Origin of the sequence: Streptomyces sp. NPDC052020, from assembly GCF_040680575.1 — a bacterium.
Taxonomy (GTDB): domain Bacteria; phylum Actinomycetota; class Actinomycetes; order Streptomycetales; family Streptomycetaceae; genus Streptomyces.
This window is the reverse complement of record NZ_JBFAWY010000029.1, coordinates 19,819-43,658: the sequence shown is the minus strand read 5'-3', so window position 1 is coordinate 43,658 and position 23,840 is coordinate 19,819. Positions and strand designations below refer to the sequence as shown.

The 23,840-nt window shown below is 73.4% G+C and carries 19 protein-coding genes and 1 pseudogene; 12 read left to right on the top strand and 8 right to left on the bottom strand.

Annotated elements, in window-relative coordinates:
- Nucleotides 1-137 precede the first annotated feature (137 nt).
- Both AB0L74_RS25990 and AB0L74_RS25985 read left to right on the top strand, forming a co-directional pair.
- Nucleotides 138-1,490 (top strand): M14 family zinc carboxypeptidase, encoded by a 1,353-nt coding sequence (locus AB0L74_RS25990; protein ID WP_365657145.1) that lies wholly within the window; start codon nucleotides 138-140, stop codon nucleotides 1,488-1,490.
- The gene (locus AB0L74_RS25985; protein ID WP_365657016.1) at nucleotides 1,487-1,912 is read left to right on the top strand and encodes an SSI family serine proteinase inhibitor; all 426 of its coding nucleotides are present in this window, start codon (nucleotides 1,487-1,489) and stop codon (nucleotides 1,910-1,912) included. The genes AB0L74_RS25990 and AB0L74_RS25985 overlap by 4 nt, the downstream gene beginning before the upstream one ends.
- A 53-nt stretch (nucleotides 1,913-1,965) precedes the next feature.
- Here the strand turns inward: AB0L74_RS25985 and lpdA are convergent, their stop codons facing one another.
- Nucleotides 1,966-3,375, bottom strand: a complete 1,410-nt coding sequence (gene lpdA, locus AB0L74_RS25980; protein WP_365657014.1) for a dihydrolipoyl dehydrogenase — start codon at nucleotides 3,373-3,375, stop codon at nucleotides 1,966-1,968.
- 110 nt (nucleotides 3,376-3,485) lie between these two features.
- Between lpdA and AB0L74_RS25975 the strand changes: the two genes are divergently transcribed.
- Complete coding sequence (locus tag AB0L74_RS25975; protein WP_365657012.1) at nucleotides 3,486-4,424, top strand: LysR family transcriptional regulator; 939 nt, start codon at nucleotides 3,486-3,488, stop codon at nucleotides 4,422-4,424.
- 42 nt (nucleotides 4,425-4,466) lie between these two features.
- Here AB0L74_RS25975 and treY read toward each other — a convergent pair whose 3' ends face one another.
- Both treY and glgX read right to left on the bottom strand, forming a co-directional pair.
- Nucleotides 4,467-6,878: a malto-oligosyltrehalose synthase gene (gene treY, locus AB0L74_RS25970; RefSeq protein WP_365657009.1), complete on the bottom strand. Its 2,412-nt coding sequence runs from the start codon at nucleotides 6,876-6,878 to the stop codon at nucleotides 4,467-4,469.
- A 104-nt stretch (nucleotides 6,879-6,982) separates the two neighbouring features.
- Nucleotides 6,983-9,100 (bottom strand): glycogen debranching protein GlgX, encoded by a 2,118-nt coding sequence (gene glgX, locus AB0L74_RS25965; protein WP_365657006.1) that lies wholly within the window; start codon nucleotides 9,098-9,100, stop codon nucleotides 6,983-6,985.
- 181 nt (nucleotides 9,101-9,281) lie between these two features.
- On the opposite strand from glgX, the gene AB0L74_RS25960 reads away from it, so the two are divergent.
- From AB0L74_RS25960 to AB0L74_RS25945, 4 genes are all read left to right on the top strand, one after another.
- Complete coding sequence (locus AB0L74_RS25960; RefSeq protein WP_365657003.1) at nucleotides 9,282-10,121, top strand: Tat pathway signal sequence domain protein; 840 nt, start codon at nucleotides 9,282-9,284, stop codon at nucleotides 10,119-10,121.
- A 58-nt stretch (nucleotides 10,122-10,179) separates the two neighbouring features.
- On the top strand, nucleotides 10,180-11,505 hold the full coding sequence (locus AB0L74_RS25955) for a copper amine oxidase (RefSeq protein WP_365657000.1): 1,326 nt from the start codon (nucleotides 10,180-10,182) through the stop codon (nucleotides 11,503-11,505).
- Nucleotides 11,506-11,603: 98 nt separating this feature from the next.
- Nucleotides 11,604-12,842: an SAV2148 family HEPN domain-containing protein gene (locus tag AB0L74_RS25950; RefSeq protein WP_365656997.1), complete on the top strand. Its 1,239-nt coding sequence runs from the start codon at nucleotides 11,604-11,606 to the stop codon at nucleotides 12,840-12,842.
- 193 nt (nucleotides 12,843-13,035) lie between these two features.
- Nucleotides 13,036-13,758 carry a 3'-5' exonuclease gene (locus AB0L74_RS25945; RefSeq protein WP_365656995.1) on the top strand — a complete coding sequence of 241 codons (723 nt, stop codon included), beginning with the start codon at nucleotides 13,036-13,038 and terminating at the stop codon, nucleotides 13,756-13,758.
- A 16-nt stretch (nucleotides 13,759-13,774) separates the two neighbouring features.
- On the opposite strand, the gene AB0L74_RS25940 is transcribed toward AB0L74_RS25945, so the two are convergent.
- A complete protein-coding gene (locus AB0L74_RS25940; RefSeq protein ID WP_365656992.1) occupies nucleotides 13,775-14,638 on the bottom strand; it encodes an aminoglycoside phosphotransferase family protein in 864 nt (287 codons plus the stop codon).
- A gap of 214 nt (nucleotides 14,639-14,852) precedes the next feature.
- Here AB0L74_RS25940 and AB0L74_RS25935 point away from each other — a divergent pair, with 214 nt between their 5' ends.
- The 5 genes and pseudogenes from AB0L74_RS25935 to AB0L74_RS25915 all read left to right on the top strand — a co-directional run bounded on the left by AB0L74_RS25935 (nucleotide 14,853) and on the right by AB0L74_RS25915 (nucleotide 20,060).
- The gene (locus AB0L74_RS25935; protein WP_365656989.1) at nucleotides 14,853-15,788 is read left to right on the top strand and encodes a sugar ABC transporter permease; all 936 of its coding nucleotides are present in this window, start codon (nucleotides 14,853-14,855) and stop codon (nucleotides 15,786-15,788) included.
- Nucleotides 15,785-16,618 (top strand): carbohydrate ABC transporter permease, encoded by an 834-nt coding sequence (locus AB0L74_RS25930; RefSeq protein ID WP_365656986.1) that lies wholly within the window; start codon nucleotides 15,785-15,787, stop codon nucleotides 16,616-16,618. Before AB0L74_RS25935 ends, AB0L74_RS25930 begins: the two co-directional genes overlap by 4 nt.
- Complete coding sequence (locus tag AB0L74_RS25925) at nucleotides 16,618-17,898, top strand: extracellular solute-binding protein (RefSeq protein ID WP_365656983.1); 1,281 nt, start codon at nucleotides 16,618-16,620, stop codon at nucleotides 17,896-17,898. The genes AB0L74_RS25930 and AB0L74_RS25925 overlap by 1 nt, the downstream gene beginning before the upstream one ends.
- 35 nt (nucleotides 17,899-17,933) lie before the next feature.
- Nucleotides 17,934-19,191: pseudogene (locus AB0L74_RS25920) on the top strand (glycosyltransferase).
- 320 nt (nucleotides 19,192-19,511) lie between these two features.
- The gene (locus tag AB0L74_RS25915; RefSeq protein ID WP_365656980.1) at nucleotides 19,512-20,060 is read left to right on the top strand and encodes a DUF1697 domain-containing protein; all 549 of its coding nucleotides are present in this window, start codon (nucleotides 19,512-19,514) and stop codon (nucleotides 20,058-20,060) included.
- 30 nt (nucleotides 20,061-20,090) lie between these two features.
- Here AB0L74_RS25915 and AB0L74_RS25910 read toward each other — a convergent pair whose 3' ends face one another.
- From AB0L74_RS25910 to AB0L74_RS25895, 4 genes are read right to left on the bottom strand one after another with little or no spacing between them, the layout of a single operon-like run.
- Nucleotides 20,091-20,828: a sirohydrochlorin chelatase gene (locus AB0L74_RS25910; protein ID WP_365656978.1), complete on the bottom strand. Its 738-nt coding sequence runs from the start codon at nucleotides 20,826-20,828 to the stop codon at nucleotides 20,091-20,093.
- A gap of 8 nt (nucleotides 20,829-20,836) precedes the next feature.
- Entirely contained in the window at nucleotides 20,837-21,736 is a 900-nt protein-coding gene (locus AB0L74_RS25905) for an ABC transporter permease (protein WP_365656976.1), read from the bottom strand.
- The gene (locus tag AB0L74_RS25900) at nucleotides 21,723-22,511 is read right to left on the bottom strand and encodes an ABC transporter ATP-binding protein (RefSeq protein WP_365656973.1); all 789 of its coding nucleotides are present in this window, start codon (nucleotides 22,509-22,511) and stop codon (nucleotides 21,723-21,725) included. Before AB0L74_RS25900 ends, AB0L74_RS25905 begins: the two co-directional genes overlap by 14 nt.
- A gap of 37 nt (nucleotides 22,512-22,548) precedes the next feature.
- Complete coding sequence (locus tag AB0L74_RS25895) at nucleotides 22,549-23,652, bottom strand: aliphatic sulfonate ABC transporter substrate-binding protein (RefSeq protein WP_365656970.1); 1,104 nt, start codon at nucleotides 23,650-23,652, stop codon at nucleotides 22,549-22,551.
- Between the last annotated feature and the right edge of the window lie 188 nt (nucleotides 23,653-23,840).

Sequence of the window (23,840 nt, the reverse complement as noted above, 5' to 3'; positions counted from 1 at the left end):
CTCCCGCTCCGGGGCGGTCGTCGACCGGTAATTCCCTTGCCCCGTCATGGTGTTGACGTATCCGGCAAGTCGTGACTGACTGTGCGTACACCGCCTACCGCGGGTGAACCGACGGCACCGCATCGTGGAGGTGTGCCCTGACGCCCCTCCTGCGCTACCCGACCGCCGACGAGCTGGGCACCCGGGCCGCCGCGCTCGCCGCCCGCCACCCCGGCACCGCCCGCCTGCGCCGCGTCGGCACCTCCCGCGCGGGCACCCCCCTGTGGCTGCTGACCGTGGGCCACGGCAGCCGGCAGGCCCTGATCGTGGCCGGACCGCACGCCAACGAACCCGTCGGCGGCGCCACCGCGTTGCGGCTGGCCGAGCGCGCCCTGGCCGACCCCCGGCTCACCGAGGGCGCCGACGCCACCTGGAACCTGCTGCTGTGCCTGGACCCCGACGGGCTGCGCCACAACGAGGGCTGGCTCACCGGCCCCTACACCCTCGGCCGCTACGCGCGTCACTTCTACCGGCCCGGCTTCCTGGAGCAGCCCGAATGGCTGCCCGACGGCGCGGCCCGCGCCGCCCTGCCGGAGACCCGGGCCCTGCTCGCCCTCCAGGACGAACTGCGGCCCTTCCTCCAGTGCTCCCTGCACGGCGTCGACGTTGGCGGCGGCTTCGTCGAGGTGACCCACCACCTGCCCGGCCTTCCGCAGCGCCTGGCCCACACCGCCGCCCGCCTCGGCATCCCCCGGGAGCTCGGCCCCTACGACGCCCTGTACTGGCCGGAGCTGGGCCCGGCCGTCTACCGCATCCCCCCGCCGCGCCGGGGCGACCTGACCGAGGCCATCACCGAGGCCGCCGTGGAATCGACGTGGTGCCACCCGAGCCGGTACGGCACCGTCACCGCGGTCGTCGAGGCGCCCATGTGGGGCGTGGCCGCCGTGGCGGACGACTCGCCGCCCGCCGACCCGGAGGCGGTCCTGCGCTCCGTCAGCCTCGCCCTGCGCCGCGACACGGGGACCCTGCGCGCCGTCCTGGCACGCATCCGCCCCCACCTCGCCGCCGGCCCCGGCACCGACCGCCTGCTCGCCCCCGTCGAGGACTACCTTCTGGTCTGCCCCCGGCTCGCCGACGCCTGGGACCCCGACACCGACGACGGCAGGGGACGCCCCCTGCCGCCGCTGAGCACCGCCCATCTGACCACCCTGCGCATCGCCGCCCGCCGGCTGGTCCTGCGGACGGCGGGACTGCTGCACCAGCTGGTGCGGGGCGCCGGGCGCGATCCCGCGGGCGCCCTGCCGCAGCTGGACCGGCTCCTCGACGCGTGGTGCGCCGACTACCGCGACGGCTGCGCGGCGCGCTGGATACCGGTCGCACGCCAGGCCGAATACCAGGCCCGGATGGTGCTCGCCGCGTTCGAACTCGCCGGGCGGTACGCCTCCGCCCGCTCCCGTTCGGGTGAGGCGGGGTGGGGTGCGCAGGCCGCCGTGCCGATGCACCGGGAATGACGCACACCACCACACTCAGAGCGCTACGGGGCGGCCTCGCGGCGGCGGCCGTCCTCCTCGCCGTCTGCGCCGCCGCCCCGGCCCGCTCCGCCCCGGAGCCGGCGGGCGACTGGCTCCTCGTGACGGTCACCCCGTCCGACGCCGCCGCCGGCGCCCCCGACAGCACCCTGCTCCGGTGCGACCCGCCCCGGGGCCACGCCCGCGCGGACCGCGCCTGCGCGGAACTCCAGGCGGCGGACGGCGACATCGGCCGCATCCCGCCGCGGGACGCCGTCTGCCCGATGATCCACGCGCCGGTGACCGCCCACGCGCGCGGCCAGTGGCGGGGACGGTCCGTGGAGTACACCGGGACCTTCCCAAACGCGTGTGTGATGGAGTCCCGCACGGGAGCGGTCTTCGCGCTGGACGCCACCGGCACCTGACCGGCCGGTCCGGGCCCCGCGGCACGGCACCGCCGCGGGGCCCGGAGGGGCGCTCACTGCTGGTGCAGGCCGCGTCCCGCCAGGGTCAGGAACACCTCGCCGACCGCCTCCGACAGCGTCGGATGCGCGTGGACGTGCCGGGCCACGTCGGCGGACTCGGCGTCCCAGCCGACGATCAGCTGGCTCTCCGCGATCATCTCCGACACGTGCGGGCCCACCAGGTGCACGCCGAGCACCCGCCCGCCGCCGGCCTCGGCGACCACCTTCACCATCCCGCCCTGCCCGTGCACCATGCCCTTGGCGACCGCGGTCAGCGGCATCGTGTTGACGTCCACCTCGTGCCCCCGCCCGCGTGCCTCCGCCTCGCTCAGGCCCACCGAGGCGGTCTGCGGCGACGAGTACGTCACCCGGGGCACGGCCGCGTAGTCGACGGGAGCGGACGGCAGGCCGGCCAGCGTCTCGGCGACCAGCAGGCCCTCCGCGAAGGAGGCGTGGGCCAGTCCCAGCGACGGCGGCGGCAGCAGGTCGCCGACCACGTGGACGCCGGGCACCGCCGTCTCCAGCCGGTCCCAGTCGGCCGGTACGACGAACCCGCGCTCGTCCGTCGCCAGGCCCGCGGCGGCCAGGTCCAGGCCGTCGGTGACCGGAGCGCGGCCCACCGCGACCAGCAGCCGTTCAGCCTCCAGGACGCGGGTCTCCCCGCGCGCCGTGCGCACCCGGGCGCGAATCCCGTCGCCGAGCACCTCCGCGTCCAGCAGCCGGGCGCCCGCCTGCACGTCGACGCCGCGCTTCTTCAGACCGCGCGTCAGATGACGGGACACGTCCGCGTCCTCCAGCGGCACGATCCGGTCGGCGGCCTCCACGAGGGTGACCTCCGCGCCCATCGAGCGGTGGAACGAGGCGTACTCGACCCCGATCGCGCCGCCGCCCAGCACCAGGACGGACGCCGGCAGCCCGGGTGCGAAGAGCGCGTCGTCGCTGGTCACCACCCGGCGCCCGTCCGGGTCGAGCCCGGGGAGCGTGCGCGGGCGCGAACCGGTGGCCAGCACAATCCCCCGGCGCGCGGTGAAGTCGCCGCCGTCCCCGCCCTCCACCCGCACCGAGCGAGGCCCGGTCAGCCGGGCGCTGCCCCGCACCACCCGCACACCCCCGTGCGCGAGATGCGCCTCGACGCCCTTGTGGTTGCGGCCCACGATGTCGTCGCGGGTGGCGACCAGCGCCGTCCAGTCCACGGAGTCCAAGGTCGCCTTCACGCCCCAGCGCTCGTGTGCCTCGGCGATGCCGTCGACGAGTTCGGCGGCGTGCAGCATCGCCTTGCTCGGGATGCAGCCGCGGTGCAGACAGGTCCCGCCGACCTTGTCGCGCTCGGCGAGCACGACGTCGAGACCCAGGGCGGCGGCGCGCAGGGCGGTGCTGTAACCGCCGGTGCCGCCGCCGATGACGATGACGTCCGGTGTGTTCATGGTCATCAGCCTCCGCCCGCCCCTTGCCATACGTCCAAGGCAATGTTCTTGTGGATTCGATGCAGGACGTTTATGGGAGGGGCAATGGCGTACCGATACCGGGGGCGGGGATGAGCCTGCGTCAGATGGAGTACTTCCTGACCGTCGTGGAAGAGGCGTCCTTCACCCGCGCGGCCGAGCTGCTGCACGTCTCCCAGCCCGCGCTCTCCCACCAGATCAAGGCCCTGGAGCGGTCGGTCGGGGGCGCGCTGCTGGAGCGCCTGCCGCGCGGCGTGCGCCTGACCCCGATGGGGCGTGCCTTCCGGCCGCACGCCGAACTCGCCGTCCGCAGCGCCGCCCAGGCCCGCCGCGCGGCCCGCGCCGCCGCCGGAGCCGAGGGCGGCGAGCTGCACGTCGCGGCCCTCCATCCGGTCGCGGTCGGCATCCTCCCCGACGTCTTCGCCCGCTGGCGTGCCGCGCACCCGAACGTCCGGCTGCACCTGCACGAATACGCCACGACCGAGGCCCTGGAGGAGGAGGTCGAGCGCGGCACCGCCGACCTCGCCGTCGGTCCGGCGCCCGCCGGCTGGGCCGGCACCGTCGTCCCCTTCGGCCAGGAGGAGATCGTCCTCGTCGTCCCCTTCGACGACCGGTTCGCGAACCGTACGACGGTGACGCTGCCCGAGCTCGCCGACCGCCCCTGGGTCCGCTGCGCCATGGAACCGGTCTTCGAGGGGCAGCGCTTCCTCGACTGGGTGTGCGGGCGCGCCGGATACAGCCCGCGCACCGCCGTCTACACCGAGCACACCTCGACCGCCGTGCGGATGGCCGCCGCCGGGGTCGGCGTCTGCACGGCGCCCTCCTACATCGTGCGCGGCGCGGTCGGCGAGGACTGCGTGGTCCTCACCCCCGACCCGCCCTGGAAGCGGACCCTGACGGTCTTCTCACGGGTCCCGCCGACCGGCGCCGCCGAGGCGTTCGTCGACCTCCTGTGCGCCAGCTGGCGGGGCAGGGAGGCGTCCGGACCGGCGTACGACGGCCGCGCGGTGCCCGAGCCGGCCGCCGGCTGACGGCCCCGGCATCCGGGGGCGCCGGGGGTGCCCCGGGGGCGGTCAGCCCCCTTCCCCGGCGCCCTCCACCCGCTCCACCCGTTCCAACAGCGCGACCGGCAGCCGCGCGAACAGGTCCTCCGCGCGCGTGTGTCCCGAGAACACACGGTCCGGGGCGAGTACGTCCGCCCACCGGCCCGGCGGCAGCGGCAGCACCGTGTCGCGCCAGCCGCCCTCCTGGGACAGCCGCAGCGACAGCCGCGTCACGGCCGTCAGCACCTCCCCGGAGCGCGTGAACGCCACACAGTGGGCCGCCGCGGGGCCCACGGCGGTCAGCGGCCCGTACGCCGCGGTGGCGCCGAAGGCGTGGGGCCGCCGCGCGCGCAGCCGCAGCGCCGCCCGGGTCACCGCCGCCTTCTCGCCCGGGTCGGCGGGCGGATACGCCGCGGGCCGCCGGTTGTCGGGGTCCACCAGCGCCCGGTACTCCGCCTCGGTGCCCTGGTAGAGGTCCGGCACGCCCGGCATCGTGAGGTGGACCAGGGCCGTGCCGAGGACGTTGGCCCGGATGTGCGGCTCCAGGCTCTTGCGGAAGGCGGCCACCCGCTCCCCGGGCGGCCCGCACGGCCCCGCCGCCACGAACCGCGCCACCGCCTCCTCGTACGGCGGCTCCCGCTCCGTCCAGCTGGTGTACATCCCGGCCTCGCGCACATGCTTCAGCAGCGCCTGCCGCACCCGCTCCCCGTCCGCGGGCCCCAGCCCGAACACCGTCTGCCAGGCCGCCCACGCCAGCTGCCCGTCGGGCACCCCGTCACCGGCGCGCGTGACCTCCGCCAGGAGGTCCGCCCAGCGCCGCGGGGCCTCGGTGAGCACGGCGAGGGCGGCCCGCACGTCGGCGCTGCGCTTGGTGTCGTGCGTGGAGACCACCGTGCCGGTCAGCGGCCAGTCGCGCTGCACGCGCGCGCAGTAGGCGTGGAACCGCTCGGGGGAGATGGCCGGAGCGCCCGGATCGCCGCCCACCTCGTTCGCCGACAGCAGCGGCACATAGCGGTAGAACGCCGTGTCCTCCACGGACTTGGCGCGCAGCGCGGAGGCGGTCTGCGCGAACCGCGTCCGGAACTCCGCGTGGTCGGGCCCGTCCCCGGCCCGCCCCAGGACCAGATCCCGGACGACATCGACCGCGCCGGCCTCCTCCGGCACCGTGAACGCCTGCCGCGCCTGCCGCGCCGCCTCCTCGGTGACGACCGAGGCCGCGTCGGCGGCCGTGTAGGGCCGGTAGACCTCCATACGGACCAGCAGCTCCCGCAGCGCGGTGCGCAGCGCCCACGGCGCCCGGTCGCGCAGCGCGGGGTCCGGCGACGCGGCGCACAGGCGGTGCGCCACCCGGGTGAGCCGGTCGCACTCGGTGGCCAGCTCGTGCGTGAGCACCTTGTACGCCGCCCGCCGCGCCGTCGCCGCCCAGTCACCGCCCCGGTCCGTCTGCGGGGCCGCGAAGCGCCGGTACTGGCCGAGCAGCTCCTCGTGCCCCTCCGGATCGGTGAACAGCCCGTCGACGTGGCGCAGGGCGTCGTAACCGGTGGTGCCCGCCACCGGCCAGGACGCGGGCAGGTGCTCGGAGTCCGCCAGGATCTTCTCCACCACCGTCCACCGCCCGCCGCTGGCCTCGTGCAGCCGCCGCAGATAGGTGCCGGGATCGGCGAGCCCGTCGGGGTGGTCGACGCGCAGCCCGTCGACGACGCCCTCGTGCAGCAGCCGGAGGATCGTGGCGTGCGTCGCCTCGAACACCTCCGGGTCCTCCACCCGCACCCCGATCAGCTCCGAGATGCTGAAGAACCGCCGGTAGTTCAGCTCGGTGCGGGCCAGCCGCCACCACACCGGGCGGTACCACTGCGCGTCCAGCAGCTGCGGCAGCGGCAGATCCTCGGTGCCCTCGCGCAGCGGGAAGACGTGGTCGTGGTAGCGCAGGACGTCGCCGTCGGCCCGCAGGTCGCCGGTCACCTCGCCCAGCGGACCGCCCAGCACCGGCACCAGCACCTGGCCGCCCTGCGCCTCCCAGTCGATGTCGAACCACCGCGCGTACGGCGACGCCGGCCCGTCCCGCAGCACCTCCCACAGGGCGCGGTTGTGGCGCGGGGACATCGCCATGTGGTTCGGGACGATGTCCACCACCAGGCCGAGCCCGTGCTCCCGCGCGGTGCGCGCCAGCGCCCGCAGGCCCTCCTCGCCGCCCAGTTCCTCCCGTACGCGCGCGTGGTCCACGACGTCGTAACCGTGCGGCGAGCCGGGCACCGCCTCCAGGACGGGGGACAGGTGCAGGTGCGAGACGCCGAGCGAGGCCAGGTACGGCACGGCGGCCGCGGCGGCCCCGAAGGGGAACTCGGGCTGCAACTGCAGCCGGTACGTCGCGGTGGGGGCCGCGGGCGGCGCGGAGGCCCCCGGGCCCGCGGGGACCACCGGGTCGGGTCGCTCAGGTGTCATGGAAAGCTACGTACCCGCCCCGCCGTCTTTCGTGTCATCGACCCCTCCACGGGCGTACGCGGGGCCCGGTCCGGTCCGTCCCGGGCCCCCTGGTGCTCAGTCCCTCACACGGGCCGTTGCAGCACCGTCAGGCTCCGGTCCACCAGCGTCAGCGCCTCCCCGGCGTGCACCTTCGCGCCGGTGTCCGGCGGTACGCCGTCCGGGCGGGAGGTGTCGACGACCACCTGCCACTGCCGGCCGTGGTCCACGGGGACCACGAAGTCGAGCGGCTTGGGCGAGGCGTTGAACATCAGCAGGAACGAGTCGTCCGTGATGCGCTCCCCGCGCGGCCCCGGCTCGGAGATCGCGTTGCCGTTGAGGAAGACGGTCAGCGCCGAGGCCCGCGCCGAGGTCCAGTCCCGCTGGGTCATCTCCCGGCCCTCGGGAGTGAACCAGGCGATGTCCGACAGGTCGTCGTGGGTGCCCTCCACCGGCCGCCCGTGGAAGAAGCGCCGGCGGCGGAAGACCGGGTGGTCCTTGCGCATCCACACCATCGCGCGCGTGAACTCCAGCAGCTCGCCGGGGAGCCCCTCGGCCTCGGGCCACTCCACCCAAGACAGCTCGTTGTCCTGGCAGTAGGCGTTGTTGTTGCCCCGCTGGGTGCGGGCGAACTCGTCCCCGTGGCTGATCATGGGCACGCCCTGGGAGAGCAGCAGGGTGGCGATGAAGTTCCGCATCTGCCGGGCGCGCAGTTCCCGCACCGCCGGGTCGTCGGTCTCGCCCTCGGCGCCGCAGTTCCAGGACCGGTTGTGGCTCTCGCCGTCCCGGTTGTCCTCGCCGTTGGCCTCGTTGTGCTTGTGGTGGTAGGACACCAAGTCGCGCAGGGTGAAGCCGTCGTGGCAGGTGACGAAGTTGATCGAGGCCAGCGGGCGCCGGCCGTCGTCCTGGTAGAGGTCGGAGGAGCCGGTCAGCCGGGAGGCGAACTCCGCCAGCGTCCGCGGCTCGCCCCGCCACAGGTCCCGCACGGTGTCCCGGTACTTGCCGTTCCACTCGGTCCACAGCGGCGGGAAGTTGCCCACCTGGTAGCCGCCCTCGCCGACGTCCCACGGCTCGGCGATCAGCTTCACCTGGGAGACCACCGGGTCCTGCTGCACCAGGTCGAAGAACGACGACAGCCGGTCCACCTCGTGGAACTGCCGGGCGAGCGTGGCCGCGAGGTCGAAGCGGAACCCGTCGACATGCATCTCGGTGACCCAGTACCGCAGGGAGTCCATGATGAGCTGGAGCACGTGCGGGGACCGCATCAGCAGGGAGTTCCCCGTGCCCGTGGTGTCCATGTAGTAGCGGGGGTCGTCCGTCAGCCGGTAGTAGCTCGGGTTGTCCAGGCCCTTGAAGGACAGCGTCGGGCCCAGGTGGTTGCCCTCGGCGGTGTGGTTGTAGACCACGTCGAGGATCACCTCGATCCCCGCCTCGTGCAGCGCCTTCACCGCCGACTTGAACTCCAGGACCTGCTGGCCGCGGTCGCCCCAGGAGGCGTAGGCGTTGTGCGGGGCGAAGAAGCCGATCGTGTTGTAGCCCCAGTAGTTGTTCAGGCCCATGTCCACCAGGCGGTGGTCGTTGACGAACTGGTGCACCGGCATCAGCTCCAGCGCGGTGACCCCCAGCTTGGTCAGGTGTTCGATGATCGCGGGGTGGGCGAGGGCGGCGTAGGTGCCGCGCAGCTCCTCGGGCAGCCCCGGATGCCGCATCGTCAGGCCCTTGACATGGGCCTCGTAGATCACCGTGTGGTGGTACTCGGTGCGCGGGCGCCGGTCGTCGCCCCAGTCGAAATACGGGTTGACCACGACCGACGACATGGTGTGCGGCGCCGAGTCCAGGTCGTTGCGCCGGTCGGGGTCGTCGAAGTGGTAGCCGTACACCTCCTCGCCCCACTGGATCGAACCGCTGATCGCACGGGCGTACGGATCCAGGAGCAGCTTGGCGCTGTTGCAGCGCAGTCCGCGCTCCGGCGCGTACGGGCCGTGCACGCGGTAGCCGTACCGCTGTCCCGGCATCACGCCCGGCACGTAGGCGTGCCGGACGAACGCGTCGCTCTCGCGCAGCTCGATCGCGGTCTCGGAGCCGTCGTCGTGCAGCAGACACAGCTCTACTCGGTCGGCGGCCTCCGTGAAGACCGCGAAATTGGTGCCGGCGCCGTCGTAGGTGGCACCGAGTGGGTATGCCTCTCCAGGCCAGACCTGCATGGATACGACTCTTTCAGGTGTGGGGCGAGGGTGGGGACGCCTTGACTGCGAGTCTCCACGAAAGTGAGGGAACCACCTAGGACTTATCTCCCTCTTACCGGTCGACCAGGGCATACACGGTATGCCGCACCAGTGGGGCAGACACGTACTCCCGGGGTCATTGGGGGAGTAGGGGGAAATTGTGCGCATGTCAGTGCACCGTCACCTGGGCACGTTGATGGCCGGCGCGGCCCTCGCGGTGACCGCGACCGCCGTGATGGTGGGGATCACCCTGCCGGGGGCGGCCGGGGCCGGCGAGCCGGCCGCCGAGGGCGCGCGGAACGCGGCGCAGCGGGCCGCCCAGGCGCCAGGCGGAGGGCGGGGACTGGGGCAGGCCCAGGGGGCGGTGGCGCCGGGGGTCGTCGAGCCGCCGGCCGCCGAGGGGGAGCGCGGTACGGGGAGCGATCCGCTGACCGGGGACGAGGCGGAGCGGGCCGCCCGGATCGCCCTGAACCGCCAGCTGCTGCGCTCCGCGGAGGACGTCGACGGCGACCGCGGACCGCAGCGCCTGAGCGTCGAACTGTCCCGGCCGGACACCGCCGAATCGGACGCCCGGCGGGCGCCGCGCCGCGCCGACGTCACGTTCTACGACTACGCGGACGACACCCTTATCACCAAGACGGTCGACCTGGCCACCGGCACGGTGGAGCGGACCGGCACCCAGCGCGGGGTCCAGCCCCCGCTGAGCCGCGCCGAGCAGACCGAGGCCGCCCGCCTCCTGATCGCCGACCCGCTGGGCGCAGGCCTGAAGGCGGACTACGAGGACGCCACCGGCCGGGAGCTCGCCTCGCCGGACCAGCTGAAGCTGTTCGCCATGGTCTACCGGGCCGCTCCGGGCGCCCAGCCGGACGTGCTGAACCGCTGCGGCGAGCACCGCTGCGCCCGGCTGTTCCCGAAGGTGGTCAACGGCCCGTGGGTCGACGCCCGGCACCTGGTGATCGATCTGAGCACCCGTGAGGTCGCGGCCCTCGGCCGTGACTGAGCCGGACCCGTCGCCCTCCGCAATTCCCACCCGCATGCACTCAGGGAGTCACGTCACCATGCGCCTGAACAGAAGCAGCCGTAGCCCCCGGCGGGCCGCCGTGGCCCTCGCCGCCGCGGGCGCGCTGGCGGCCGGCGCGACCGCCGGCGCCGGACCGGCCGCGGCCGGGCCCCAGGCCGGGCCCGTGCCGGCGGCCGGATGCGCCGCGGCCTACCGCATCGAGCGGAAACTCTCCTCCGGCACCACCTGGCGAATGTGCTGGCGCTACGAGAGCAAGGCCGGGCTGGTCCTGGAGAACGTCTCGTACCAGCCGCCCGGCGAGCCCCGCCCGATCAAGGTCCTCGCCCGCGCGGGACTCGCCCAGATCCACGTGCCCTACGACAACGGCACCATCGAGTACGACGACCTGACGAGCTATGACTTCGGCGAGGGGCTGATGGACCTGGCGCCGGGGGAGTGCCCGGGCGGCACCATCAAGACGGTCCGGATCCCCGACGCCGTGGACGTGGAGCGCCCGGACGTCAAGGGCCTGTGCGCCACCACGCGCGCGCGGGGACACGCCTACCGCATGCAGGGCGACAGCGCGTCCAAGGTCTACCAGGCGCAGGGCAAGGACCTGCTCGTGTACACCGCCAACCAGGTCGGCTGGTACGAGTACATCACCGAGTGGCGCTTCCAGGACGACGGCACGATCACCACCAGCGTCGGTGCGACCGGCAGTCTCTCGCCCTTCGACTACGACGCCGGGGACGGACGCGGCTGGCCCATCGGCAAGGGCGCCAAGGGGCACGCCACCAGCCACAGCCACAACGTCTTCTGGCGCTTCGACTTCGGTCTCGACGGCTCCTCGCGCAGCCGCGTCGAGCAGTTCGACTCCAAGGTCAGCCCGCCCGCCCGCGGCCAGGAGGCGCCGACCAACAAGACCACCCGCACCCGGATCACCCGGGAACTCGCCGGGGACGCGCGGAACATGCGCTGGTGGCGGGTGGTCAGCGCGGCCGGCAAGAACAAGGACGGCCACGCCCGCTCCTACGAACTCGTCCCCGGGCCCTCCGCGAAGTACCCGGGCCGCGGCTTCACCCGGCACGACGTGTACGTCACGCAGTACGCCGCGTGCGAGCGCTACGCCAGCAACAACCTCGGCGACTGCGGGGCCGGGCACGGGAGGTCGGTGGACAAGTGGGTCGACGGGCAGACCCTCACCCACCCCGTGGTCTGGGTCAACGTGGGCTTCCACCACGTCGCCCGGGACGAGGACCAGCAGCCCATGCCGGTCCACTGGCAGGGCTTGTCGCTCGTGCCGCGCGATGTCACCGCTATGAATCCGCTCACTCCGGCGGATCTTCGTGATCATAACGGGCAGCCCCCTGAGGGCGGTTGGTGAACAAGCTGCCCATCGGGCTGCACCGCGGACCGCTCCCGGAGTACCCTTCCTTGATCGTTGAGACGGGAAGTGCCCGGGGAGCGGAAGGCGGTGCGCGGGTGGGCTCGGGAGGGCTGGAGCTGCCCCCTGGTGACGAGGGTCACGAGGGGAACTCCGCGGACGTCCCGCCCGGTGCGGTGTCCCTGGCGCGGCCGATGAACGTGGGCGCGATCGGCCCGGAGCTGGACTGGGACGCCGAGGCGTGGCACGAGGTGCGCACCCGCGCCCAGCGGGCCGGCCGGGCCTACATCTGGCTGAACCTCGTCGAACAGCGGCTGCGCGCGGTCGTGGCCGCCGTTCTGCGCCCCGTGTACGAACCCGTCCACGGCGACGAGTGGGTGGTCGCCGCGGCCGGGCCCGCCGGACAGGAGTGGGTGCAGCGGGCGGTCGCGGTGCGGGAGGTCAGCCGCCGCAAGGGCTATCTGCTCGACCCGGCCGACGACAACGTGCTCAGTTTCCTGACGCTGCCGCAGCTGCGGGAGCTGATGGTGCAGCACTGGCCCTGCTTCGAGCCGTACATCGACGAGCGGCGGGACCTCGAACTCGCCCTCGACGAGCTGGAGGTGACCCGGAACGTCGTCTCCCGCAACCGGGCGCTGTCGGAGGCGGTGCTGAACCAGGCCGAGCGGGCCTCGGCCCGGCTGCTGGAGATCCTCGGTGCGGGCGGCGACGTCCCCTCGGCGCGGCGGCTGCCCGTCGACGCGGTGGAGGATCTGGTCGGCGACCGGTACGCCGACGTGGTGGCGGTCCACCCGGACCGGGTGCGGCTGATGCGCCAGTTTCCCGCCGAGGACATCTTCGGCGGCGCGCGCCGTCTCGACGCCATCGGCATCGGCCTCAACCTGCTGGTGCAGAACTTCTCCGGGCGGCGCCTGGTGCGGCTGGCCGAGTCCGGGTGCCGGGTGCGGCTGCTGTTCCTGAACCCGGCGTGCAGCGCGGTCAAGCGGCGCGAGCGTGAACTCGGCATCAAGCGCGGGGAGCTCAGCCGCGCCGTCGAGACGAACATCCTGCACATGCGCCGGGTGCGTTCCCGGCTGCGCGACCAGGGCGCCTTCGAGATCCAGGTCTTCGACGAGACGCCCCGTTTCACGGCCTACCTCGTCGACGGCGACGGGGCGGACGGCATAGCGGTCGTGCAGTCCTATCTGCGCCGGACCCGGGGCATGGAGGCGCCGGTTCTCGTTCTGCGCAACGGAAGCAAACTGGTCAAGTCGGACCATATGGAAGAAGGTGGGCTTTTTCCCACCTATCGCGAGGAGTTCGAGCTGATGTGGGCGGACTCGCGGCCCGTGTCGTGAGTCACTCGCGCAGACTCCCGGCACATCACTCTCCGGGTGCGGCACGGATGCCGCGCGGGTGACGCGAGGCGCGTGAGCGGGGCGTGAGCAGGGGACGGGCGCGGTGCGGGCGGCGGGCGCCGCCCGGATTGTCAGTGGCGCGTGCGAAGGTGGAGGCCACCGGGGGAAAGCACCACCGAGAAGGGGGGCCGCCATGGGCTGGCACCGGGAGCCGCTGATCGGCTTCGACCTGGAGACCACGGGGACCGACCCGTACGAGGCACGCATCGTCACGGGCGCCGTGATCGAGGTCAGGGACGGTGAGCCGGGCGGCCGCCGGGAGTGGCTGGCCGATCCGGGCGTAAAGATCCCGGCGGACGCGGTCGCGGTCCACGGGATCAGCAACGAGCGGGCGGCGGCCGAGGGCAGGCCGGCCGACCGGGTGGCGGACGCCATCGCCGGCGTCCTGGTGGACCACTGGAAGACGGGCGTCCCGGTCGTCGCCTACAACGCGGCCTTCGATCTCACGCTGCTTGCCGCCGAACTGCGGCGGTACGGACTGCCGTCCCTGCGGGACCGCCTGGGCGGTGCGGACCCCGCCCCCGTCATCGACCCGTACACGATCGACCGCGCCGTCGACCGCTACCGCCGGGGCAAGCGCAACCTGGAGGCGGTCTGCGCCGAGTACGGCGTCGCCCTCGGCACCGCCCACGACGCCACGGCCGACGCTCTCGCCGCGGCCCGGCTCGCCCGCGCGATAGCCGTCCGCCACCCCAAGGTCGGGGCCCTCGGTCCGGCGGAGCTGCACCGCCGTCAGATCGAGTGGTACGCCGAGTGGGCGGCGGACTTCCAGGACTTCCTGCGCCGCAAGGGTGACGCGGGTGCCGTCGTGGACGGCGTGTGGCCGCTGCGGGAACCGGCCGGAGAGCGGGTCTGAGCGGCCCGGGGCGCCGTCAGAAGGGATACCAGCGCACCGTGGCGTCCCCGTCCCGCAGCGACGCCACCCGCCGCCGGAACTCGGCCAGCGCCTCGGGGTTGCCCGGCGCGTGCTGCGCGACCCACGCGCAGCTCGCCGTCTCGCGGGCGCCGCGCAGGACGGCACATCCCTCCCACTCCCGCACGTCCCAGCCGTAGGCGGCGGTGAAGGAGTCGTACGCCTCGGCAGGGAGGCCGTAGCGGTCCCGGGACAGGGCCATCACGACCAGATCGTGCTCGCGCAGGTCGAAGGAGAAGGTCTCCAGATCGACCAGGACCGGCCCGCCGGGCCCCACGTGCACGTTGCGGAGCAGCGCGTCACCGTGGACCGGACCGGGCGGCAGCTGCGGGGTGAGCGCGGCGGCGGCCGCGGCGAAGCCGTCGCGGCGCTCGCGCAGATACGCCGCGTCCGCGGGATCGATCGCGTCGCCCGCCAGGCGCAGCCAGCGCTCCACGCCGCCCAGCAGGTCGCGGGGCGGCAGACCGAAGGAAGGGGAGGGCAGGGCGTGCACGATCCGCAGCAGCCCGGCCAGGTCCCGCGGCTCGGCGGGCCGCACCGGATCGGGCAGCCGGTGCCACACGGTCACCGGGTGGCCCTCGGCCAGCAGGGCCTTCCGCTCCGCCGCCCGCACCGCCGGCACGCCCGCCTCCTCCAGCCACACCGCGACGGCCAGCTCCCGGCGCGCCCGCTCCAGCAGTTCGGCGTCCCGGCCCACCTTGACGACCAGGTCGCCGGCGGCGAACACCGCGTTCTCGCCCAGGGCGAGCAGCCGCGCCTCCCGAGCCGCGCCGGGCAGCACCCCCGCCGCGGCCAGTACGTCCCGCGCCCGTGCCTCGTCCATCGTCCGCCTCCGTGTCCTTCGTGCCATCGTGCTGTGGTGCTGTGGTGCCGTCGCGTCGGCGGGTCCATGCCCGGCCCGGCCGCCGACGGGTCTTCGCCGTCGCCGGCCAGTGTCGCATCGGCACTGGTGGGAGGGTGTGCGCGGTGCCTTGACGGGGGACCGCCCCTTCACGACCATGACCAGGCCGTCCGCGCCGCGCAAAGGGGCTGATCACGTGACATCGGCGACCGAGGTGAGGAGACCGGAGCGCCGCGCGCCCGGCGCCGGGCGGCCACGGCCGGCCACCGGCCACGGCGCGTGGTTCCTGGTCCTGCCCGCCCTGATCCCCATCCTGGTGCTCAGCGTCGGACCGCTGCTCTACGGCATCCTGCTGGCGTTCACCGACGCCCAGTCGGGCCGGACGCAGCCCACGCAGTGGATCGGCGCCCTCAACTTCCGGGACCTGGCGCGGGACACGCTGTTCTGGGAGTCGTTCCGGATCGGGCTGGTGTGGGCCGTGGCGGTGACCGCCGCCCAGTTCCTGCTCGCGCTCGGCCTCGCCCTGCTGCTCGACCAGGACCTGCGCCTGCGCTGGCTGGCCCGCGCCCTGGCGATCGTCCCCTGGGCCATGCCCGAGGTCGTCGTCGGCATCATGTGGCGGCTGGTCTACAACCCGGACGCCGGCATCCTCAACGAGACCCTGCGCGACCTCGGTCTCGGCGACGGCCGCGACTGGCTCAGCGGCCTGGCGACCGCCCTGCCCGCCGTGATCGTCGTCGGCGTCTGGGCGGGCATGCCGCAGACGACGGTCACCCTGCTCGCCGGATTGCAGAACACCCCGCGCGAGCTGCGCGAGGCCGCCGCCGTCGACGGCGCCGGCGCCTGGCGCCGCTTCCGCGCGGTCACCTGGCCCGCCCTGAAACCGGTGGCGCTCGCCGTCACCGCGCTCAACCTGATCTGGAACTTCAACGCCTTCGCGCTGGTCTACGTGCTGACCAGCGGCGGCCCCGGCGGCCGGACCCGCCTGCCCATGCTCTTCGCCTACGAAGAGGCCTTCCGCTACGGCCAGTTCGGCTACGCGGCGGCGATGGGCTGCGTGATGGTCGCCGTGATCTCGATACTGCTGGCCGTCTTCCTCGTCGGCCGCCTCCGGGGAGGTGAGGACGCGTGAGAACCACCACCGCGGCCCGCGCGGGCCAGTACGCGGCTCTGCTCGCGTATCTCGTCTTCCTCGCCTTCCCCTTCCTGTGGCTGGTGTCCACGGCCTTCAAACCCCCGCGCGAACTGGCGAGCCTGCACCCCACCTGGATGCCCGAGGACCCCACCCTCGCCAACTTCCGGCAGGCGTTCGGCGAGCAGCCGCTGCTCCAGGCCGCGCTCAACTCCCTGGCCACCGCGGTCGGGGCGGCGGTGATCGCCGTGCTGATCGCCACGCCGATGGCATACGTCACGGCCCGGCACCGGGGCGGGCTCACCAGGGCGGCGACCGGGTGGGTGGTGATCAGCCAGTCCTTCCCCTTCGTCCTGCTGATCATCCCGCTCTTCCTGGTGCTGAAGCGGCTGCGGCTGGTCGACTCCGTCCCGGGGCTGGTCATGGTGTACGTGGTGTGGGCCCTGCCGTTCGCGCTGTGGATGCTGTCCGGGTACGTGCGGGCCGTGCCGGTGGAGCTGGAGGAGGCGGCGGCGGTCGACGGGGCCGGGCGGCTGCGGACGCTGGTGTCGGTGACCGCGCCGCTGCTCGCGCCGGGGATCGTGGCGACCGCGCTGTTCGCGTTCGTCACCGCGTGGAACGAGTTCTTCTTCGCGCTGGTGCTGCTGAAGACACCGGAGAAACAGACCCTGCCGGTGGTGCTCACCCATTTCATCGGTGCGGAGGGCGTCGCCGACCTCGGCCCGCTGGCGGCGGCGGCCTTCCTCGCGACGCTGCCCTCCCTGGTCGTCTTCGCGCTCATCCAGCGGCGGATCACGAGCGGCATGCTCGCCGGGGCGGTGAAGAGCTGATGCGGGCCAGAATCCGCACGGCGCTCGCCGCCGCCCTGCTGCTCCTGGCGGGCTGCTCCTCAGACGGCACCCGGGACGACGGCCGGATCACCCTCCGCTTCCAGTCCCTGGCCTGGCAGCAGGAGTCGGTGGCGGCCACCAGGGAACTGGTGCGGGAGTGGAACGCGGCCCACCCGGAGGTACGGGTCGAGTACGTCCAGGGCAGCTGGGACAGCGTCCACGACCAGCTCCTGACCTCCTTCGAGGGCGGCGAGGCGCCCGACATCATCCACGACGCCTCCGACGATCTCGCCGACTTCGCCTACGGCGGCTACCTCGCCGACCTGACCGGCCTGCTGCCCGCGCGGCTGAAGGCGGACATCCCCCGGCAGAGCTGGGAGACCGTCACCTTCGGCGACGGCGTCTACGGCGTGCCGTTCCTCCAGGAACCCCGGGTGCTCATCGCCAACGCGGCCTGGCTGAAGAGGTCGGGCGTCCGGATCCCGACCCCCGGCCGGCCCTGGAGCTGGGCGGAGTTCCGGCGGGTGACCGAGCGGCTGAGCGGCGACGGGATGTACGGCGTGGCCTGGCCGCTGAAGGAACCCGTGTCCGCCACGCTCAACCTGTCCCTCACCACCGGCGGACGGCTGTTCCACCGCGGCCCGGACGGCAAGGTCACCGTCCGGTTCGACCCGGGCGACCAGGTGGTGCCGCGCACCGTCCACGACCAGGTCAACACCGACCGCAGCGCGCCCGCGTCGACCCTGGGCAGCGGCGGCTCCGACACCCTGCCGGGCTTCTTCGCCGGGCGGTACGCGATGGTGCCGCTCGGATTCTCCTACCGCCAGCAGATCGCGCAGCAGGCCCCGGAAGGCTTCGAGTGGCAGGTGCTGCCCGCACCGGCGGGCAGCGGCGGACTCGCCCAGGGCGTCAGTCCGCAGACGCTGTCCATCGCCGAGGACAGTCCGCACAAGAAGGAGGCCGCCGCCTTTCTGGACTTCCTGCTGCGCCCGCGGAACATGGTGCGTCTCGCCCTCGGGGACTGGATGCTGCCCACCGGCACCCAGGCCCTGAAGGACCCCGCCCTGCGCACCGGGGAACACGGCTGGGCCACCGGGACGGCCCTCGCCCGCCACCTCCGCCCGGCGCCCGCGCAGTCGGTGCGCGGATATCCCGAGTGGAAGGACAAGGTGGCGACCCCGGCGCTCCAGGAGTACTACAGCGGTGCCATCGGGCTGCGGGAGCTGCGCGAGCGGCTGGAGGAGGACGGCAACCTGGTGCTCGCCCGGTACCAGCGCTGAGCGGAGGGGGGGTGGGGCACCGGGCGGCAGTTCGATTGTACGAGACGTTCCGTCTCGCCTAAGGTGGACAACATGACGCACCGCCCCCATATCGCCATGTTCTCCATCGCCGCCCACGGTCATGTGAATCCGAGCCTGGAGGTGATACGCGAACTCGTGGCGCGGGGGCATCGGGTCACGTACGCCATCCCGCCGGCCTTCGCGGAGAAGGTCGCCGCCACCGGGGCCGAACCGAAACTCTGGAACTCCACCCTGCCGGGCCCCGACGCCGACCCCGAAGCCTGGGGGAGCACCCTGCTGGACAACGTCGAGCCCTTCCTGGACGACGCGATCCAGGCGCTCCCGCAGCTCACCGAGGCCTACCGGGGGGACGAGCCGGACCTCGTGCTGCACGACATAGCGGCCTATCCCGCCCGCGTCCTCGCCCACCGCTGGGGCGTGCCGGCGATCTCCCTCTCACCGTGCCTCGTCGCCTGGGAGGGCTACGAGGAGGAGGTCGCCGAGCCGATGTGGGCGGAGCCGAAGAAGACCGAGCGCGGCCGGGCCTACTACGCCCGCTTCCAGAGCTGGCTGGAGGAGAACGGGATCACCGAGCACCCCGACACCTTCGCCGGCCGCCCGGCCCGTTCCCTGGTCCTGATCCCCAAGGTGTTCCAGCCGCACGCCGACCGGGTCGACGAGACCGTGTACACCTTCGTCGGCGCCTGCCAGGGCGACCGCGATGCCGAAGGGACCTGGCGGCGTCCCGCCGGCGCCGAGAAGGTGGTCCTCGTCTCGCTCGGCTCCGCCTTCACCAAGCAGCCGGACTTCTACCGCCGGTGCGTGGAGGCGTTCGGCGACCTGCCGGGCTGGCACCTGGTGCTCCAGATCGGCCGGCACGTCGACCCCGCCGGCCTCGGTGATGTACCGGCCAACGTGGAGGTGCACTCCTGGGTGCCGCAGCTCGCCGTCCTGCGCCAGGCCGACCTGTTCGTCACCCACGCGGGCGCGGGCGGCAGCCAGGAGGGCCTGGCCACCGCCACCCCGATGATCGCCGTACCACAGGCAGCGGACCAGTTCGGCAACGCCGACACGCTCCAGGGGCTCGGCGTCGCCCAGCACCTGCCCATGGAGGAGGCGACCGCCGAGGCGCTGCGCGCGACCGCCCTCCGGCTGATCGACGACCCGGAGGTGGCCTGGCGGCTGAAGGAGATCCAGGCGCAGATGGCCGAGGAGGGCGGTACGCGGCGGGCGGCCGACCTCATCGAGGCGGAACTGGCGTCGAGCCGCCGGAACCGGCGGCAGGAGGCGTGACCACGGTGTCCGCCTCCTGACCGGGCAGGGCGCGGTCACCCGGAGGACGCGCACGGGCCCGCACCGGCGCGTGTGGCGGTTGCCGCCCGCCCCGCCGGCCGGCGAGAGTCTCGCCGCCCGCCCGCCGGCCGGCGAGAGTCTCGCCGCCCGCCGACGCGGACGCGGCCGTCGTGCCGCCCCACGGGGGACGACGGCCGCTCCAGGGCCTTTCGTGTGCGAACGAACGGCCTCAGGGCCTGTCGTCGCACTCCCGTCTGCCTCCCGTCTGCCTCCCCTCGGGCGGACGACGGGAGTGGGACGACAGGCCGTAGGGTGGGCCGATGACGACGACGTATGCGGCGCTGCTGCGCGGGATCAACGTGGGCGGCGGCAGGAAACTCCCGATGGCCGATCTGCGCACGCTGCTGGCGGGGCTCGGCCACACCGGCGTACGGACCTATCTGCAAAGCGGCCAGGCCGTCTTCACGGCCGCCCACGGTGACGAGGAGTCCCTGGCCGAGGAGCTCACGCGGGAGATCGGGAAGCGGTTCGGCTTCCCGGTCGACGTGCTGGTGCGCGACCACGCCTATCTGCGGGCGGTGGCCGAGGCGTGTCCGTTCCCGGCCGCCGGACTGGAGGGCAGGCAGCTCCACGTCACCTACTTCTCCGCGCCGGTCGGCCCCGAACGCTTCGCGGAGATCGACCAGTCCGCCTATCTCCCCGAGGAGTTCCGGCTCGGCGACCGCGCGCTGTACCTGTACGCGCCGGACGGCCTGGGCCGCTCCAGGCTGGCCGAGGCGCTCTCCAGGCCCCGGGTGAACAAGGGCGTGATCGCCACCACCCGCAACTGGAACACCGTCGGCAAACTCGTGGAGCTGACCGGCCCCTGAGCGCGCGTGGCGCGCTCAAGGGCGCCGGAGTCAGGCTCCCACCGCCGCCCGGACCGGCACCCCGGCCTCGTCGTACCGCTCCAGCAGCAGCCGGGCCACCTCCGGTGCGGGTCCGAGGACATCGGCGAGGACGTCCGCGGCGGCGGCGCCCCGGGCGATGCGGTCCGGCAGGAAGCCGGGCGCCAGGACGTACGGGGCGACCGCGACCCGGGGGCAGCCCAGCGCCCGCAGCTCGCGCACCGCGTCCTCCGTAGGGGGAAGGGATGCGGAGGCGAACGCAGGCCGCACGGCGCACCAACCGGTGTGCCGCCACTCCCGCGCGATTTCTGCGATCACTGCGATCGCCTCCGGGTCGGTGGACCCCGCCGAGGCCAGTACGACCCCGGTCGAGGACTTGTCGGCGGGCGACAGCCCCGCCTCGTACAGGCGCCGCTCCAGCGCCGCCGTCAGCAGCGGGGACGGCCCCAGCACCTCGGCCTGCCGGACGCGCAGCCGGGGCGGCGCCTGAGCCAGGACGGCCGGAATGTCCGCCTTGGCGTGGAAGGCGCGGGTCAGCAGCAGCGGCAGGGCGACGACGTCCCGCACGCCCTGCGCCGCCAGGGACTCCAGCACCCCCGGTACCGAGGGCACGTTGAAGTCGAGGAACCCGGTCTCCACGCGCAGGCCCGGCCGCAGCGACCGTACCCGGCGCACCAGGGCGTGCACGGTCGCGGCGTGCCGCGGGTCGCGGCTGCCGTGGGCGATGACGAGCAGCACCGGAGTGGCCATGGCGTGCCTCAGTTCCTCACCAGCAGACCGCGGCTGCGCAGCACCCACCGCTCCAGCGGGCTGAAGATCAGCAGGTCGATGGCGATGCCGACGATCAGGATGAGCAGGATGGCCTCGAACACCATGGCCATGTCGCTGGCGTTGCGGCCGTTCTCCAGGAGCTGGCCGAGACCGACGCCGAGGTCGGGGAAGGAGGCGATGATCTCCGCGGCCATCAGCGAGCGCCAGGAGAACGCCCAGCCCTGCTTCAGGCCCGCCACATAGCCGGGCAGCGCGGCCGGCAGCACGATGTGCCAGGTGCCCTTCAGCCCGGTCGCGCCCAGGGTGCGGCCCGCGCGCAGGAAGAGCGGCGGCACCTGGTCGACGCCGGAGACGAGGCCGTTGGCGATGGAGGGGACCGCGCCGAGCAGGATCACCGCGTACATCATCGAGTTGTTCAGGCCGAGCCAGATCACGGCGGGCGGCACCCACGCCACCGAGGGCAGGGACTGGAGGCCGGACAGGATCGGGCCGAGGGCCGCGCGCACGAACTTCACCCGGGCCACCAGCAGGCCCAGCGGGGTGCCGATCAGCAGCGCGAGGCAGAAGCCGAGCAGGCCGCGCGAGACGCTGGTCCAGATGTAGCCGAGCAGCTCGCCCTGGAGCCAGGCGTCCCGCACCACGTTCCACACGTCGGCCGGCGCGGGCAGCTTCGTCGGATCGTCGACGATCTCGAAGGAGACCAGCGCCTGCCACACCGCCAGCACCAGCGCCACGGCGAGCACCGGCGGCAGGATCTTCTCCGTGAACGTCCGCCGGAACGGCGTGCGGCCCTGCGGGACGCTCTCCAGCGCGTCCAGGCCCGCCTCCAGGCCGGCGAGGTCGCCGCCGTCCTTGGCGGCGGTCGTCGTCGTGTCAGTGCTGGCCATGGCGGCGGATCTCCCCACGCAGTTCTTCGGTGATCTCGACGGACAGCTCCGCCACGGCGGTGTCCTCGATGCGGCGCGGGTGCGGGATGCCGACCGCCCACTCGCGCGCCACGCGCCCGGGACGGGACGACAGCAGTACCACGCGCTGGGCGAGGCGGACGGCCTCGCGCACGTTGTGCGTGACGAACAGCACCGACAGTCCCGTCTCGCGCCAGATCCGGGTCAGCTCGTCGTGCAGCACGTCCCGCGTGATGGCGTCCAGCGCCGCGAACGGCTCGTCCATCAGCAGCAGCCTGCTCTCCTGCGCGAGCGCCCGCGCCATCGCCACCCGCTGGCGCATACCGCCCGACAGTTCGTGCACCCGCTTGCCGTACGCGCCGTTCAGCCGGACGAGTTCGAGCAGCTCCTCCGCCTTGCCGCGGCGCTCGGGCTTCGGCACGCCCCGCAGTTTCAGGGCGAGTTCGATGTTCTTGCCCGCGGTCAGCCACGGGAACAGGGCGTGCTCCTGGAACATCAGCGCCGGGCGCCCGTCCGTGGTGATGCTGCCGGCGCTGGGCTTGTCCAGGCCCGCCACCAGGTTCAGCAGTGTGGACTTGCCGCAGCCGGAGGCCCCCAGGAGGGTGACGAACTCGCCGGGCGCGACATCGAGGGTGATGTCGTCCAGCACGAGCTGCTGTCCGGCGGGGCCCGCGAACGACTTCGAGACGTGCTCGATACGGGCGGCGCAGGTCGCCGCCTCGGTGCCGTCGGCGGCCTTGGCGAGGGTCGTGGCCATGGTCGTCACCTCCTGGGAACTGGTCGGGGGTCCGGGCTTACTTCACGCCGAGGCCGGCGTCGTCGACCGCGGGCTCGCCCGCGGCCTTGAGCACCTTGTTGAGCAGCGTGAGGTCGTAGATGCCCTTGAGGTCGGGCTCCTCCAGCAGACCCGCCTTCACCGCGTGCTCCGCCTGGGCGTCGAGGGTGGCGGCCAGCGGGTCGTCGGTGACCTGGATCGACTTCCACGCCGGGTCCAGGACCTCGGCGGGCAGCGCCTTGCCGGTGTCGGCGGCCAGCTGCTCATTGGCCGCGGCCTTGGCCTCCTCCGGGTTGGCCTTGATCCACTTGTTGGTCTCGACCGACGCCCTCAGCACGGCCTCGACGGCCTTCGGGTGCTCCTTGAGGAACGTCTGCGACACGATGATGTTCGTGATCACGAACTTCTCGTCGGGCCACAGCGACGCCTCGTCGAGCAGCACCTTGCCGCCCTCGGCGACCAGCTTGGACGCGGTCGGCTCGGGCACCCAGGCGCCGTCGATGGAGCCGGCCTTGTAGGCGTCCGGGGTGACCTTGTTGTCGCTGCGGACGACCGTCACGTCGCCCTTGCCGCTCTGGGCGTCGACCTTCCAGCCCTGGTCGGCGGCCCAGTTGAGGAACGCCACGTCCTGGGTGTTGCCGAGCTGCGGGGTGGCGATCCGCTTGCCCTCGACGTCCTTCAGCGACTTGATCTTCTCCGGGTTCACCACCAGCTTCACGCCGCCGGAGGCCGACCCGCCGATGATCCGCAGGTTCTTGCCGCGGGACTTGGTGTAGCCGTTGATGGCCGGGGACGGGCCGATCCAGCCGATGTCGATGGAGCCGGAGTTGAGGGCCTCGATCTCCGAGGGCCCCGCGTTGAAGATCGCGTACTGGGCCTTGGTGGCGCCCAGTTCCTTCTGGAAGAAGCCCTTCTGGTTGCCCACCAGCGCGGTCGCGTGGGTGACGTTGCCGAAGTAGCCGATCCTGACGGAGTCCAGCCCGTCGATCTTCTCGGCCCCGGCGGCGACCTTGGCGGCGCCGTCGTCCTTGGCCTGGGAACCGTATCCGCAGGCGGCGAGTGCGAGCAGGGGCAGGGCGGCGACGGCCGCGAGGGAGCGGCGCAGGGCGGTGGTGGCAGGCACGGGAGGTGTTCCTCTCGTTGGCCCGGCGGTCACGACCCCGTCGTGGGGTCAGGTCATGGCCGGGAGGTCGGCGGGTCTTCGGCTGTGCGGACGGCGTGCGGTGCGGGCGTGCGGACAGTGCGGGTACGTCACCGTCCACATCGCGCCACTCCGCCCTGTCCGCTGCCGAGGGCGCCGCTGCCGACGCG

Bases quoted from the DNA above. Each gene is read 5' to 3' on its own strand.
- AB0L74_RS25945 (WP_365656995.1), top strand. From the start codon at position 13,036: ATGGGCTGGCACCGGGAGCCGCTGATCGGCTTCGACCTGGAGACCACG.
- AB0L74_RS25915 (WP_365656980.1), top strand. From the start codon at position 19,512: ATGACGACGACGTATGCGGCGCTGCTGCGCGGGATCAACGTGGGCGGC.
- AB0L74_RS25975 (WP_365657012.1), top strand. From the start codon at position 3,486: ATGAGCCTGCGTCAGATGGAGTACTTCCTGACCGTCGTGGAAGAGGCG.
- glgX (WP_365657006.1), bottom strand. From the start codon at position 9,100: ATGCAGGTCTGGCCTGGAGAGGCATACCCACTCGGTGCCACCTACGAC.
- AB0L74_RS25940 (WP_365656992.1), bottom strand. From the start codon at position 14,638: ATGGACGAGGCACGGGCGCGGGACGTACTGGCCGCGGCGGGGGTGCTG.
- lpdA (WP_365657014.1), bottom strand. From the start codon at position 3,375: ATGAACACACCGGACGTCATCGTCATCGGCGGCGGCACCGGCGGTTAC.
- AB0L74_RS25985 (WP_365657016.1), top strand. From the start codon at position 1,487: ATGACGCACACCACCACACTCAGAGCGCTACGGGGCGGCCTCGCGGCG.
- AB0L74_RS25955 (WP_365657000.1), top strand. From the start codon at position 10,180: ATGCGCCTGAACAGAAGCAGCCGTAGCCCCCGGCGGGCCGCCGTGGCC.
- AB0L74_RS25925 (WP_365656983.1), top strand. From the start codon at position 16,618: ATGCGGGCCAGAATCCGCACGGCGCTCGCCGCCGCCCTGCTGCTCCTG.
- treY (WP_365657009.1), bottom strand. From the start codon at position 6,878: ATGACACCTGAGCGACCCGACCCGGTGGTCCCCGCGGGCCCGGGGGCC.
- AB0L74_RS25900 (WP_365656973.1), bottom strand. From the start codon at position 22,511: ATGGCCACGACCCTCGCCAAGGCCGCCGACGGCACCGAGGCGGCGACC.
- AB0L74_RS25905 (WP_365656976.1), bottom strand. From the start codon at position 21,736: ATGGCCAGCACTGACACGACGACGACCGCCGCCAAGGACGGCGGCGAC.
- AB0L74_RS25910 (WP_365656978.1), bottom strand. From the start codon at position 20,828: ATGGCCACTCCGGTGCTGCTCGTCATCGCCCACGGCAGCCGCGACCCG.